Origin of the sequence: Treponema brennaborense DSM 12168, assembly GCF_000212415.1 — a bacterium.
Taxonomy (GTDB): domain Bacteria; phylum Spirochaetota; class Spirochaetia; order Treponematales; family Treponemataceae; genus Treponema_F; species Treponema_F brennaborense.
Window position 1 is genome coordinate 2872144 of record NC_015500.1, and the last position, 15845, is coordinate 2887988.

Annotated in this window: 10 protein-coding genes; all 10 read right to left on the bottom strand. The window is 33.5% G+C overall.

The features are described 5' to 3' along the window. Nucleotides 1-80: 80 nt before the first annotated feature. The 10 genes from TREBR_RS12565 to TREBR_RS13945 all read right to left on the bottom strand — a co-directional run bounded on the left by TREBR_RS12565 (nucleotide 81) and on the right by TREBR_RS13945 (nucleotide 15835). Complete coding sequence (locus TREBR_RS12565; RefSeq protein ID WP_013759546.1) at nucleotides 81-1241, bottom strand: HAD family hydrolase; 1161 nt, start codon at nucleotides 1239-1241, stop codon at nucleotides 81-83. Nucleotides 1242-2118: 877 nt separating this feature from the next. Beyond that, nucleotides 2119-5205 carry a DEAD/DEAH box helicase gene (locus TREBR_RS12570; RefSeq protein ID WP_013759547.1) on the bottom strand — a complete coding sequence of 1029 codons (3087 nt, stop codon included), beginning with the start codon at nucleotides 5203-5205 and terminating at the stop codon, nucleotides 2119-2121. Next, a complete protein-coding gene (locus TREBR_RS12575; protein WP_013759548.1) occupies nucleotides 5195-6001 on the bottom strand; it encodes a Hachiman antiphage defense system protein HamA in 807 nt (268 codons plus the stop codon). The genes TREBR_RS12570 and TREBR_RS12575 overlap by 11 nt, the downstream gene beginning before the upstream one ends. Nucleotides 6002-6048: 47 nt before the next feature. Beyond that, entirely contained in the window at nucleotides 6049-7989 is a 1941-nt protein-coding gene (locus TREBR_RS14500; protein WP_013759549.1) for a restriction endonuclease subunit S, read from the bottom strand. After that, a complete protein-coding gene (locus TREBR_RS12585) occupies nucleotides 7989-9518 on the bottom strand; it encodes a class I SAM-dependent DNA methyltransferase (protein ID WP_013759550.1) in 1530 nt (509 codons plus the stop codon). The genes TREBR_RS14500 and TREBR_RS12585 overlap by 1 nt, the downstream gene beginning before the upstream one ends. 16 nt (nucleotides 9519-9534) lie before the next feature. Further along, nucleotides 9535-11931, bottom strand: coding sequence for an EcoAI/FtnUII family type I restriction enzme subunit R (gene hsdR, locus TREBR_RS12590; RefSeq protein WP_013759551.1), 2397 nt, complete (start codon nucleotides 11929-11931; stop codon nucleotides 9535-9537). A gap of 404 nt (nucleotides 11932-12335) precedes the next feature. Next, on the bottom strand, nucleotides 12336-12581 hold the full coding sequence (locus tag TREBR_RS12595; protein ID WP_013759552.1) for a hypothetical protein: 246 nt from the start codon (nucleotides 12579-12581) through the stop codon (nucleotides 12336-12338). A gap of 9 nt (nucleotides 12582-12590) precedes the next feature. Beyond that, entirely contained in the window at nucleotides 12591-14309 is a 1719-nt protein-coding gene (locus TREBR_RS12600; RefSeq protein ID WP_013759553.1) for a plasmid recombination protein, read from the bottom strand. 12 nt (nucleotides 14310-14321) lie between these two features. After that, nucleotides 14322-15065: a ParB N-terminal domain-containing protein gene (locus tag TREBR_RS12605; RefSeq protein WP_013759554.1), complete on the bottom strand. Its 744-nt coding sequence runs from the start codon at nucleotides 15063-15065 to the stop codon at nucleotides 14322-14324. 74 nt (nucleotides 15066-15139) lie between these two features. Then, nucleotides 15140-15835, bottom strand: a complete 696-nt coding sequence (locus TREBR_RS13945; RefSeq protein WP_013759555.1) for an ATP-binding protein — start codon at nucleotides 15833-15835, stop codon at nucleotides 15140-15142. Nucleotides 15836-15845: the final 10 nt, after the last annotated feature.

Consider the following 15845-nt stretch of genomic DNA (forward strand, 5'->3'; position numbering starts at 1 on the left):
AGGGTTAACTCCGGGCGGATGCGTTCCGTTATGGTACGGTTCCGAAGCGATTCTTTCTTTTTGGAAAATCGCACCCGTTTTTAATCTGCAATACGAGATTTCAGAGTGTACGCTTTATCCGATAAAGGCGTCATTTTTTCCAAAATGGATTTATAGAAGTTTTTCACATCCGAATCTGTAAGGATTGCATACACTTGACTGTTTTCGACAGCTATATCTACAAGCCAGTCCAGTTCGCCCGCACTCCACTCGTTATATCCACGTAATGCATCAACTATGACATGTGTTTTGGCAAAACTGTTGCTATTTTCCAACGCAATGATCAGATCCCTTTTCGCTTTTTGTTCGGCATTCGTCGATTCGTCGTTTTTGATGAATTCCGTTTTGTCCTTATAATGTATGGACTCCAAAACTTCATTATACGCCGTTCTGTCGATTATGGCTTTTATCAGTTTATCCAGTTCACTGTTTTCCGTATAATCGGCAGGCGCGAAATATTTTATTCTGTTGTCATGCATCATTTTAAACACTTTGGATTTGTTGTTCGTTTCGGAATTATAAACACCGATCGAATGACCCTGATTGGAATTGATGAGCTTCATGCACGGGATATCAGTATCACTGTCCCCGATGTAAATCATATTACGAAAAGGAACCCGTATCTTTTCAGGTTCAAAATAATCATTGACACCGGAGTCGTTCACATCCAGTACACCTTTTTCGATTCTGAACAGAAATTGCGTCTTGCTTGTATAATTAATGACCTGAGCAGGCCAAAGAGCAACGCCATCTTCATCATAGTAAAAAGAACTTGCATATATTTTTTCGAATTTATCGGCAACGCGAGTACCTTCTATCATTTCTTTTAACCCGGATGAGATGATGTAATGTTCAATTATTACCCCTTTCGCTTCTCCGTACTCTTTTATTCGGTCAAACCAGTTTTCAACACCGGGAAACAGCATTACTTGCGCCCCATATTCTTTCAACACTTTCTTGTTAAAAACCAAGTTGCCGCGCACTTTTTTCATCATCGTATACATATATGCAAGGTTTTGATCCATTTCGTTAGCATCCGCCAATCCGTTCGATTCCGTCCAGAATGAAGTTACGTCGCACCCGACGGATTGAATAAAACCTTGCGCCTGCATATCATTCGGCGACAGCGTTTTATCAAAATCATAACAAATTGCTACAACAGGTTTTGTTTCTTTAGACTTTCTGATATATTCCGTGTTCACCTTCGGTAACTCCTGTGCGCTGCAAGTTTGGTTATCAAATCGTAGTATTTATATATAAGAGTGTTTTATGATATTATAACACGATTCAAGTAAAATACAGCTATATTTTACTTGCAGTCTCTCATACAAGGGCAAAGTTTGGAAGGTTTTTTTCCGTCAGTTCAACGCCCAGAAACCGTGAGCTTATGGAACAGTTGTGTTCAGGTATGGAACGCATTTTAAAGGCGTTTTGTATCTAAAAGATGACCCTCACGAAAACGATTTGGACAAAACTAATGGAATCCGATTGCTGCAATTGAGAGACTTTCCGTTATCATATTAAAAAAAATAAAGCCAGAACATGAATTACCTTTTATTATAAATTAAAGGAATTTCACGCCAAGCTTTACCTCTATTGAAATCAGACTATCTTAGTTCTCTAAAAAACTAACTTTTTAGCAGGGACAGGACTTGAACCTGTGACCTCCGGGTTATGAGGGGACTTAGGGGAGTTCTTTCCTGCTTCAAATTACTTTAGATTGTCTTATTATTCCTATATTTTACACTATTTTCCGCTATTTGCAATCAAAAAAGCTCAGATTTTCTCAGAAAAAAGCATTTTTTACTTAATATTTTTCCTCAATAGCAGAGGGCGGAACTGTAGTATCTTTCCGTTCAAAATTCTGATTTTTGGGGAAGAATTTTTTCAGAATAGTGAAACTAACGATGATTATTTTTAACAAAAATGTCCGTCGGGTTTTTGTCCGAAAAACCTAACGGCCGTTGCTCAAATTTGCAGATAATTTAAGTAAAATTGTAGTTATTCTCCATATTTTAAGCTATTAAACAATTCCTTCATGAATTCTATTAAACTTTGTTGATAATATATATACGAAGTTTAATTATTTTCTTTATGAATTAAGACACAATAATGATTGTAAAAATATGATGGATAAGTTTGTAATAAAAGAGAAATTTCTGCATCTTTTAATACTAATTTATGAAATAGTTCTGAACGGTTATCAGGGTTTCCTAAAATACTATTTATTTTTTGACAAATTGTTCGATCACAAAAACCTTCTTCATAGAGTAATATGGCACCAGTTTCTGGTAATCCATATTTTATAATTTTTTGAAAATTATGTAATTTAGTACAGATTTCCTTGTATTCGTCTTCTTCTAAATAAAGTGATAATAATTCAGTAATACAGTTAATTAAAATAGGTACATCATATCCAAACCCATTTTCAAAAATATTAATGACATGTTCTATTGTAAGTGTATCACGTTTATTAACTTTTAGTTTTGGAAGATACGAGAATATTTCGAAATATGGTTTGCCTTCAATCCATAATAACAAAGCATTTAGCAGGCTTGCTTTATCTTCATAAAATTGGAAATATGAGTTTTTATTGGCTCCTATTATTAAAGGCCAAATTGATGTGATAAAATCCGTAATGGAAGATGTTTGAATTAATGAATTATGATTATCTGATAACCAAGATGAAATTATTTTTGATTCATCAATTCCAGATAAAGATTTTGCAAAAATTGGTAAAGTAGATATATCTTCAATTTGGGAAAGAATTTTTGCTTTGATAAGTGAAAACAATCGGATAATTACTTCCTTAGTTTCATCATCTGCCAATGAATATGCCAAAGTATTCTTTGCAACTAATTCTACATTAGTATCTGATAAATCATCTCCAAGAACCATTAAAAAATTTTCAATTGATTTAATTAAATGTAATTTTTCATTCATCTGTGAAACTAAATCATTAACAGAAATATTTTTTAAATCGAAGTGTTTTATAAGTTGAGAAGCAATATCTTGATATTCCTCTGGAGCAGATTCATAATATTGATTAACAAAAGAGTCAACATTAGTTGAATGAAGAATGCTTGTCCCATATCGATTTTTATATTGAAGGATATCCAAAATTTTACTTAAACAATCTTCAGATTGATTTGGATCTAATAATTTAGTTGTTTTTTTCCATTGCTTATCTTTATATGGAATATCACGGTATTTATATATGTCTGGATCAGTAAAAATAATACAGCCTTCTGTTAGTTTACCTGCACGACCAACTCTTCCAATTAAATTGTTGAAGTCTCGAACACTTATTTCTCCGCCAACTTGGTATGTATTATTAACAAACATATATCTTATGGGAAGATTAACTCCTTGTGCTAAAGTTGATGTACAAACTACAAATTTAATTAGACTTTTTCTCATTCCAAACTCAATTGCCGCTCTAATACCTTTAGGAATATCTGCATGATGTGGAAAAATACCTTTTGTACATGATTTTGTAATTAATGATTCAGAACCTAAATTTTCATTGCATAAAGAACCAATTTTATTAATTTCATCTAGATTCCCTAATGAAGATATATTGAATTCTTCTGGAGATAAATCCATAGCAGAAATTGTATCTCTCATAATTTTAGTTACTGATTTTTTTTGGCCACAAAAAACAGCAACACTTCCTTCCGTAACCATCTTAAAAGCCATATATAAACTAATATTTGTAGGCGAAATATTTCGTAATAATGGATTTTGAGTACTATGTAAAGCAGGAAGAACTCTAGGAACAAAGTATTTTTCTTTTAGTGTTACAGAATCAATAAATCTAATAGAAGGACTCATTGAGAAATCGATAAAACCAATATTCTTTTTTGTTGGAACATAACTGTTTGTAATTGTTATGGAATCAGGCATTAACCAACTTGCTATTTCGGATGCATTATGAATTACTGCTGAAATTAATACTTTTTGTGAAGATTCTGGTAAAAGAACTTTTAATTCAGTTATCAAAAGCTCATATGTTATACCTCTTGAGCCATTATCAAATTGATGTCCTTCGTCAAAAATTATTAAACCAATAGTATTTGCAATTGACTTGTCCAAAGATAATAAATAATACAGTTTTTCAGGAGTAACAACTAAAATATGCTTTTTACTATCAGAAAAAAACAATGATTGTTCAGAATTTTCAAATGCGTCATTAAGTTGATTTATATCTATCAGTTTATCATTAGAAAAAGAATAACGTAGTTCATCTGTTATTTCGGAACATAAAGCTTTGAAAGGTGCTACTATAACAGCTATTGAAGCTCTTTCTGAATAGAAACCAGATCTAATTATTATTTCAATCGATTTTGTTTTTCCAGAACTAGTGGGCATTTGAACAACAGCAGATTTACCCTGAAACACACCATTTTCCCCTAATAATTTTTGAGATGGCCATAATTCTTTTATAAATAATCCATTGTTTATTATTGGTAACCAAACAGAACTTTGAAGATTTGAGTAAAGAGGTAGAAGTTTTAAACAAGAATTTTTAATTTTTTCAATGATAATTGAAGTAATCAGTTCACTAAAAAATAACTCTCTTGAATTACCGTCAATATATGCATTTTTTCTGAATGAATTTGCTATATTAATACATAATTCTTCTTCTGTAGATTTATTAAAATAACGGTGAAAATAAAAAGAAAGAATAAGAACATGACTATTATATATACCACAATCCCAATCAGGAATGTTTTGATAATCATTTTTTAATAGCCAATATAGAAAACGGTCGAGGTTTGAACAGTTAAATTCATACTCGTAATTTTCGTGTATCTTATTTATAAGAACTTGAGAACTTCCTGGTAGATCACAAAGATAATATGCTGCCGCCCCGACCAAAAGTTCATAAATTGGATTTTTATCTAAATTTGAATTTGCATATGATTCCAAAAATTCGGCTGAGTATAATAAGTCTGATTGAAGTTCTTTTTTCTGAGGGTTCTCATAATCTGTATTAATTAATCTTGCATAATCTCCTAATAATCCAATAGAAATAGAAAAAAGCTTTTCAGGTTTCTGGGATGTTCTTAATTGCCTATCATCTTCAGGAACATGGAATTCTATCATTTTTGCAATAGATTGAGAAATACTAAGTAAGTTTTTTGAATTTGTCTTAGGCTTCATCTGCAGCTCTCTTATATAAACTATTAATTAAAGTCTTCATTTCTTTTACACTTATCACTATTAATCTTAGAATATCATTGTTAGAATGTTCGGTACAATCTACTGAAATAATCCTGGTTGGTAGAAAAATATTTTCATCAAAAAGAGCGGCTGCACCATATTCTTGTATATAAGGAATATCTGCTGGATCTTGAAAACGTTCTATTTTATTTGCTTCATTAAATTGTTTTAAATCAATAAACCTTTGTTTTATTGCATTTAAGGATTCGGCTTTTCGTTTTTCATCTTTTTGTGAACCGTTTACTGCATCTTGAAGACGGTCATAATTGCCCTTAGTCTCACTATAACCTGCTTTTACTTCAAAAATGCATAGCTCATCATCTGCAGAAAAAGAATTAGTAGAAGCGAACTTAAATCCAAGAACATCACTTCCTTTGGAAGATTCATTTTGAATATCTTTTCTATTATAACGAGTTCTAGGAATCCAGTAATTTTCTAAGAATTCAAGAAAATCTGAAATTAAAATTTCACCAAAATCTCCTGACCTAATTGATGGCCCCGGTGCATTAGATGGATCAGGAAATTTAATTTGATTTAAATAATCTTTTCTAGATTGATTCTTTGGTTTTAGTAAATCAATTTCAGCATCATCACAATATTGATTTCTAAAATGAGTAGCCCATTCAGACATAATGGCATCATTATTTAGATCACAATTTAAAGAATAAATTTCAATTGTTTTTCCATCGACAGACAATAATGATGTTTCTTTTTTTAACCAATTAAAATAATTCATTTTTTAATCTCAGTTTTATTAAAATCAAATATTGATTTTTCAATATATTAACTCAATAATTTATTTCCATTATCTTTCAACCACTGTTTAGCATCCTTATACCATGGGCAGTATTCTGCAACAATGGCCCAGAATTTAGTGCTGTGGTTTAATTCCTTGCGGTGGGCGAGTTCATGAATAATTACATAGTCTCGAACATTTTCCGGCATCTTCATTAAAAGATAATTGAAACTTAAATTGCCTGTTTTTGTACAACTGCCCCAGCGGGTTTTCTGGTGGCGGATTGTGATGCGGTTATAGGTTACACCCATAAGACTAGCGTATTTTGTTACAATAGCAGGAAGATCTTCTTTTGCTTTTGCTGTAAGTTCTGTGATTTCTGGACTTACAGATTTTGAACCTGTTGATTTTTGTGTTCCTAGAAGTGAACTTATAAATGCTAATGCTTCTTCCTGTTTGGGACGACCAGCTTTTTTCTTTGTGCCATAAACTGCCATGCTGTCGATTATTGGAAGAATTGTATTGAGTTTTTCTACAATTCGTTGCTGTTCTTCGATTGGTGGAAGAGGAAATGGAGTATCAACAATCTTTGTTCTTGAAATATTTGGTTGTGCTCCACCTGCTGATTGTTTTACAAAATCTGGCTTATTTGCTTTTAAGAAATAAAATAGATAGTAATTATATATTCCCCCAAATGGAGTACAGGCACAACATGCTTGATTTGTAGTTAAATCAAAACCTGCAATTGCTACTTTACCAATAGTTGCTCCATACATTGCAATAAGAACGTCATTCATTTTGTTCATTCGTAATGAACATTTTTCGAACGCCATTTCAGTTATATATTCCTCGGCGCTTGTTATGATGCTATCATTCAATTCTCCTGTTTTTATCCAAGGAATAGTTCCATTTTTATAATATTCTGACTTTCCTCTATCAGGTGTTGCCCCAGCTCCCCAGTCACCAATTAAACCAAGCTTTGTCCATCTCCAGTTTTCTGGAATATCAAAAGGTATTTCATCTTCTGTAATTTCTGCGAGTGCACGACTAGACGCACCTGCTTTGGTCGTGTCCTTTCTAATTTTCCCTTCTTTAATGAGTTTTGCTTTTTCTTCAGCAATCTTTTTAAGGAGTTCATCTACACTGGAATCAGTTTCCAGCTGTCTTGTCAGCTTTCCCTGCATTGCTGCCTGAAGAACAGATTTTTTCATTTCTTCAGGGAATTTTTGGCAAAGCGCAATCAATTCGTCTTCTTCTTTGCTGTATTCATCAATAAGAGGAAGTATATGATTTAGTTTTTCTACGATGCGTTGTTGTTCTTCGATTGGCGGTAAAGGAAGAATTATTCTTGAATAATGTGCATATCCAAAATTAGGTTGCATTCCAGCTAATTGTTCTTTTAACTGTTCTTTAAATAATGGACTTTGACAAAGATAATATAGGAAATTATTATCAGCTAAATCACCGAAAAATCTTAATCGTAGAGTAGATGTATTCAACATCACAGTATCTTCTTTATCATAAATTGCGACCTTTCCCCAACTGCCACCTGAACAAGCTGTAAGGATATCTCCTTTTTTTGGAGTTAAATGCAAGTATTTCTTTTTGTATTCTTCTGTTGAAACAAATAGTTGCTTTTTATTTAAATCAATTGAACCTTGAAGAATATTTGTAACGGATAAAAGTTGTGTACCTTCTTTTGTATATTGAAACTTTCGAATTCCAGCGCCTTCTTGTATAATTGAAACATCAGAAAGTTTCATTAATTTCCAACTGTTTGGAAGTTCATATGGATAATCTTCATCTGAATAATATGGTTCTGTTTCTTTTTTATTATAGAATAATCCTTCTGAAACGTATTCTTGTTTCTTCGTCTTTAATTCATTAAGCAAATCAGATGCACTTGAATCCGTTACTTTTTGTTCACTTAATTTACCTTGAAAAGCTGCTTGTAAAATCGCTTTTTTTAAATCTTCTGCAAGTTTCATTATTTCACCTCAAGAAGATTCATAATAAGAGCGAGTTTTTCATCAAGCTTTGCTTCAAGACTTTCGCGACGTTCTTTGTAGTTTTTAATTGTTTCTTCTGGAGTAAGAACTACATCTTCTTCTTCGGGGTAGCCGCACAAATCAAGATCAAATCCGCGTTCTTCAATTTCTGCAAAAGTATATTTTTTTGCCTTAAAGGTCTGTGTTGATGTTTCACTTTCTTTTTCATCAGCAATTTCAACTCGATTGTTCCACCATTCATCAACGCATTTCATATCTTCGCGTTTAATTGGATTTGTCTTGTTAAAATGTTTTACCCCTTCCGGCATATCCATACGATAGAACCAGATTTCTTCTGTTTTTCCTGTCTTATCAAAGAAAAGAAGGTTTGTATTTATCGAGGTATAAGGAGCAAAAACACTGGAAGGCAGACGGATAATCGTATGAAGATTACATTCTGTCATAAGTTTTTTCTTGAGATTTACTTTAGAGTTATCACTATTGAATAAAAGCCCATCAGGAAGAACAAGGCCACAGCGTCCATCTTTTTCAAGACAATAAATAATACGTGCAACAAATAAATCAGCAGATTCGCTGGATGCTAAATCATCAGGGAAATTCTGAAGGTCAGATTTATTGAATTCTCCACCAAATGGAGGATTCATAAGAATACAGTTGTATTTGTCTTTTGGTTGAAGGTTTAGGACATTAAGGGCAAGTCCGTCTCCATGAACTATATCTGGATTATCAATATCATGAAGAAGCATGTTTGTTGTAGCAAGCATGTAAGGAAGCTGTTTCCATTCAATTCCATAAATAGAATTCTGAATTGTTGTAATATCTTTTGGACTTTTTGCCTGAGCCATTAAATGAGATATTGCTTCTGCAAGGAATCCTCCTGTTCCACAAGCAAAATCTGCCACGCGTTCCCCAATTTTTGGATCTACATGGTCACAAATGAACTTTGTAATTGCACGAGGAGTATAGAATTCTCCAGTGGCTTTACCGCCATTCTGAAGTCCTTTTAGAAGAGTTTCGTAAAAGTCATTGAAATCGTGTTTGATTCCAGCATCGTCAAAATCAATATCTGCAATTTCATTTACAAGTTGGCGAAGTTTTACACCATCCTTCATATAATTCTGACTTTCGCCCATAAATTCACGAACAATTAAGGCCTTGGGATCATCACTTGTAAACAAATGTTCTTTGTCATTTACAGAAACAGGCTTACCTTGAAGAAATGGAAAAAGAGTGTTATTTACAAACTGAATCAGTTTGTCGCCAGTTAGCCTATTTGCAAGATCTTTTGAACCATCCTCTTTACGAAGGTCAGCCCAGTCACGAAATCTAAAACCTTCTGGTATTACAGGAACATAACCTTTTTTAAGTTCCCATTCTTCTTCTTTGGCATCAAAAACTTTTAAGAAAAGTATCCAGATTAACTGGCTCATATATTGTGCAGTGCCACTAACACCGGCATCTCCAAACATTATTTTTGTAGTAGATTTTACTAATGCATCACCGTTCATTTATTTCCCACCAAAATTATTTATAAAGTTCTTTTTCTATCTCAAGAATAATTGTTTCGTATGCTGCTTCGCCACCAAGAGTTTTTACTGCAGTTTTGTAACTGTAGCCATTCTGCTGAAAATATGGCATCCCGAAAATATCGATTGTCTTAAGATTTGAAAAATCAGTTTCTTTATACAAATCAATTACAAGATTCATGATTTTCTGCTGCTCTGGATTCAAATGTTTATTAAGTTCTCTTGCTCGATTAACTCTATCTTGCTTAGAAATTGCTTTTCCATATCCAAAATGGCAGACAAGATCATATAAATCTACTTCATGTCCAACAATATCTCTCAGTTTTGTAACAACTTTTTCACTTATCAATAAATCCATCAACATTCCATCTTTGACTTCAGCTACATCAAGTTTTGACCATGTGTTATAAAAATCTTCAAAAGTCGGGAATAAGTCTTCCACATTTTTTCTTACACAGCTTTCAACAGATTCTTCTCTTACAAGATTCATATTGTCATCAAGATATCTGATAGATGTATCTACGAGTTCAACATCAACACCTTTAATTCTGAAAACTTCTCGTTTTTTCTTATTTTTTGTAGTAAGTGGAACAGCCGTTCCTCCTGGTACGACATCAACAATACCATCAAAATCTGGATCGTCAAACTTCAAGTAATTCTTTCTGAAATCCATAATAACAAAGTGTGTTTTTGTTCGTTCTTCGGTTTCGTTTTCAAATTGGTATTTCTCAACTATACGAGTACCACGTCCAATTGTCTGCTTAAACTCAGTCATTGAGCCAATTGTTTTATCAAGAACAATAAGACCTACTGTTTTTGTATCAACACCAGTTGAAAGAAGTTTACTTGTAACAGCGATTACAGGATATTTTTGACTTGTTGAAGAAAAGTTTTTTATTTGATCTTTTCCGGCCTGGTCATTTGCTGTAATTCTCATTACGTAGCGCTGATTACTTTGTTTCATTAAGTCAGCATTTTCATTTGCAAGATAATCTCGCATAGCACCTGCATGTTCTTCTGTTTCACAGAATACTATTGTTTTTGTAAATCTATCATGTTCTTTTAAGAATTCGGAAATCTTTGTTGCTACAAGTTTTCTACGTTCATCAATAATTAACTTACGGTCAAACTCTGGCATTAGATAAACTCGGTCTTCAAGAGGTTTTCCATGTATATCTTTTTCACCTTTCTTAGGTTTATATCCATCTCTATCAATATCAAGTTCATGTGCCATTACAACATACGGAGAAAGAAATCCGTCTGCAATTCCTTGCTTAAGAGAATATACATAAACAGGATCACCAAAGTATTCAAGATTGGAACCAGAATTTGTTTGTTTAGGAGTTGCAGTTAAACCAATTTGTGTAGCACTGCCAAAATACTCAAGCATTTCATGCCAGCTTTTTTCTTCATTCAATGAACCTCTATGACATTCATCTACTACAATAAGATCGAAGAAATCTGGTGGGAGTAGTTTATAATAATCTTTATCCGCAGTTGGTTCTTCATCAGGATTTTTATCATCTTCATCTTCTGAACGACCAGATTTAAGTTGCTGATAAAGAGAAATAAAAACTTCGTAACTTGAAAGTTTTTTTACATCTTCTTCTGTTCTAAGATTTATATGCTCACCGATACGAACCATATTGTTCATTTTATGAAAGGCTGTGAAATCATCAAAAGTTTGAGCTGCGAGAGATGTTCGATCCACAAGGAAAAGGATTTTTTTCTTTTTGCCAGCTTCATAAAGACGATAAATTATCTGCATTGCAACAAATGTTTTACCTGTTCCAGTTGCCATTACAAGTAGAAGTCTCTGTTGTCCTTTTGCAATTCTATCAATACAACGGTTAATTGCATTACGCTGATAATATCGTGGTTTTCTTCCATCTGCTCCCTGATAATAAGGAACTGTAATTAAGGAATTCTGTTCATCACTAATATTGTTGTTTTTCTTATATCTTTCCCAAAGTTCATCTGAAGTTGGGAATTCATTCATTGGGAATTCTCTGTTTGTTCCCATATCCATATCTTCTTCATGGAAACATTTTCCATTACTAGCATAGGCAAAAGGGACATCCAAGAGTTTTGCATATTCAATAGCTTGGCTAACACCATCATGAACATCATGGTCTATTCCTTTTGCTTCAACAAGAGCTAGAGGAAGATTGTATTTATAAAGTAAAAGATAATCGACTTTTTTTCGTTCTCCACGAGTAACAGTACCATCTGAATCAACAAGAATCTGGCCATCTGTAAAGGCTGTCTTTCCATATTCCATCACAATTTGGTCACCTTCTGCAGACCATTTTTTTGTTAATTCTGGAGTAATGTATTTTAGTTTTGTATTTTCTTCGTTTCGTGTTTGTTCATCGATATCATTAATTGGGGTCATGGTACGAGTATATCATATAACTCGATATTTTTATAGATAAATAAAGCAAGGAATCCAAGCCTAGCTTGTAACGGCGAAATGTTTGCTGGGATGCAACGGCAGGGCGTTGCTCGTGGAAGTGAGAAAAACTCGCTGAATAAGACTACACTTTGTCTGAAAGCCATTTTGTTCAAATAGTACAGGCTTTTATGACTGGGGTCGCAATGTTGCGAGTTTTTCGAGAGGCGGCGAAACGCCTCTAAAAGAGAGAGAAACCGACGATACGGTTTGGGGCCCCGGATTGAAAATGTTATACCACGTAGTCGGTATGACATTTTCAGTGTGGGGTACACCCAGTTTGGCATGCCAAATTGTGGTGTAATACGGATTCCAAAGGGAATCCGCAACGTTGCGAAGCTGTACTTTTAACCGAACATAGAACTAAAATCCTCATCATCGGCATCTACTATATCAATAATAGAACCATCACAGCTTGGGAATTTACAATAAACAAGATGACTATCATCTTTCTTGAAGACTCGCATTTCATCTCCCTGAAAAACTTTGCCACAATGAATACATCTAATCCAAGAATCAAGCTTAAAATCATATTCTTTCAATGCAGAACGTAATACCTTTGTTCTGATTTTTTCATCTGTTATTAAATCCATAAAGACATCCTATATTTCCCATTCATAATCATCATTAATTTTTTTCTGATGAATGGTGTGCTGCATCTGTATCTGATTCATTTCCTGAATCTGATAATCCAGTTCTGCGTTATAGAATTTTTTATTGTAGTCAGAAAACTTTTCACATTTATTTCTGTCCATTACATCAGCAAGATGCCTGAAGTCCTTTGAAGTTTTATTCCAAAAATCCTTGAACACTTCCTTGTACCAGTTCAATTCTGTTGTAATTGCTGTAACAATTTTTTTTACATTTCCAACGAATTTATTGAACCTGGAAGTGAAGTCTTCAAAACGATTGATCTTAAATGCTCTGATTTCAGAATCAATTGTCATGCTATTTCTTTCAACTTCATCACAAATCTGATTATAAGCAACAACTTTTTGTGTAGAAATCTTGAACAAACTTTTATTGCGTTCTAAGTCATTCTGCTCCAATTCAAGATTCTTAGATGCCTTTTTATTTTCATCCTGAATAGTTTGAGCATCCTGTAAAGTTTTATCAGCATTTTTGAATTTCTGATCAATTTCTTTTTTTTGCTCATCAAGTTCTTTTTGTTTTTTCAAAAGAGGAGCTTCTCCGAGTTCAACAACTTTTTCACGTTCAGCAAGTTCAAGTTCTTTTTTCTCGTTTCTTTTACGTTGAAATTTATTGTTTGTTTCTTTTATTTCAACCATGAGTTCTCGAGACTGTAAATCGCTTTCTTTTCGTTCAAGTTCGGACTGTTTTGTATGCTGTTCTTTTTCTTTTTTGGAAAGCTTGCTTTCCTTGATAAACAAATCCAAAGATTTTTCAGTATTTGTCTGAATATCTTTTTCCAACTGTTCAGATTTCTCATTAAAGGATTCAATATTTTTATCCAAATCAAATCTTTCCTTTTCAAGCTGCTGTTCTTTCTTTGAAAGTCTCTTCTCTTTCTTTTCATTTTCTTTCATCTGCTGATATACAGGTTTTTGTTTATGTGAATGCTTTTCACCAGGAGTTCTGTCTATAGTGATTCCACGTTCTTCTGCAAAATCTTGTAAATCATGCCGAACCGATTCTTCAAATTGTTGCTGTGCAGTACCTTTACCTTTTGCAGTAACAAATCCCATTTCAGCTAATGCTCCACTCATTGAACTTTGCAATTCCATTCCAGTCTTAAGAGATTTACCAAGGTGAGCCACATAAACATAATCGAAATGGATATGAACTGGACTGTAAATCTTTTGATGAGTTTCTTCATCGATTGAAAATTCATCGTTGTGGAGATAAATCCCGATTGGAACAATATTAGGATATTTTTCAGTCAAGTAATTACAAAAATCTTTTAAGACTTTAGAAGCTTCTTCATCATCCGGTCTATTGTCCCTGTTTCCGAGTTGAATGATCATCTCGTAAGCAGGTTTACGACTTCCATCAGCTTTTACATTTTTGTGTTTTCCCTGACGCTTGTCGTTAAGAATTGTTTTCAGATAATTTTCAATTCGACGATCTTTTCGCTTCTGCTTAGCATTGTAATTTTTTACTGCCTCTCCAAAAATCTGCTCATAACACTTTTCTAAAGTACCACAATCAAGAATTGTTTCATGCTGTCTTGAAAGGTCGATATGTTTTTCTGAACATACGATTTTTGGATCGCGCATATTGTGTAAACGTTGAATTATAGGTCTACAATGGCACATTGCCTTGTAGCCCATGAAGTCTAAAGTAAAATCTTCATTTTTCATGAGCTACTCCTTTTATAATTCCGCAAGAATTTCTTCTGCGGATTTACCCTTTGAAAGTTCATCTAAAGCAAACTTTACACCTTTAAAAAACTCAGACTTATTTATAGAAAGTTTTTCATTGTTTTTGTTTTCTTTTGGATGTTCTGCTTTTTTTACTTCCGAATATGCCTGATTGATTGTGAGTTCTCCAGAAGAAACTTTATCTAAAGTTTCTTCGTCAGCTTTTTTTGAAAGTTCACGCATTTTCTGAACCTGACGTTCAGACTTTTTCAGTTGTTCGGCAAGTTTTGCATCAGTAAAATCTTCTGTAGATTTACCTTCTGATTTTGCTTCTTGCTTCATTTCTTCAAGTTTTTTGAACATGGTAAAAACTTCTGCATCGGTAAGATTTCTGCGATCAAGTTGTAAATGAAGTTCATACTTCATAGCTTCGTTCTTATCTGCAAAAACTTTATAAACAACAGGAACATATTTTATTCCAATCTGATTTGCTGCTATGAACCTGGAATTTCCGTCCAAGATGGAACCATCCTTCGTCGCAATAATTGGCTGGGATTTATCGAATCCACGCTCTTTCATATCCTGCGCAATGCGTTCTACCTTTTCAGGCTCCTGCATAAATAACTCCTTGAAATCTTTATCAAACTTAAGTTTTGAGATTTCAACTATTTGTATTCTTTCAGAATCAAACTTGTTCTGAAAATTCTGTTTAGCAGTTTCGAATGAAGTGCTAATTTTTTTATTAAAAAATTTCATATAATATTTCTCCTATAAAATCTCGCATCATCTTGGTCGGCCGGAACCAAAATGATTCTGCTTATTAATTGTGATTACAGATTTACATCTCTAATGGATGTTCTGTAACTTTCACCTTCGAATTCCAAACTTATACAGGTTTCTCGAAGGCGATCTAAGACAGCTTCCCCAAGCTTCTTTAATAGATCTGCTTTTGAAAGATTCGAGATCAGAACCGTTGGAAGCATGTTCTCATAACGACGGCGAAGAATGTAGTTCAGAAGAGCATTTTCCTTCTCCTGCTGTATCGAACGCCCAATCTCATCAATAACCAGCATCTTTGTACTGGAATATGATTCCATTAATTCCTCGCGGTTTGTCTTAGCGTGAAAATCCTGAGCTGATTCATACTTGAAGATAAATTCTTCTATAGATATGAACTTACCACCACAATTGCGAATTATCGCTGAACCAAGGTGTGTTTTACCAAGACCTTTCGAACCAAGCAGAATAAGTACTTTGTCATTCTTTTTTAGATTCGCAAATTTTTTGATAGTTTCAAGATTTATAGAATCTTTCTCTTTCTTGGGAATGTAAGTGTCAAAATCTACATGCCAGTACCGTCGAGGAACTCCGCTTGATTCAACTCTTTTTTGCGTCTGATAAGCAGCTTCTTTTTCGGCCTGCTCTGCAAGTTCTTTTTCACGTTGCTTTACCCATGCATCTATTTCTGGATCTGGTTCTAGAGTGCCAAAAAATGAAATAGGATTTAATTTATTAATTTTGTTCACAAAAATCTCC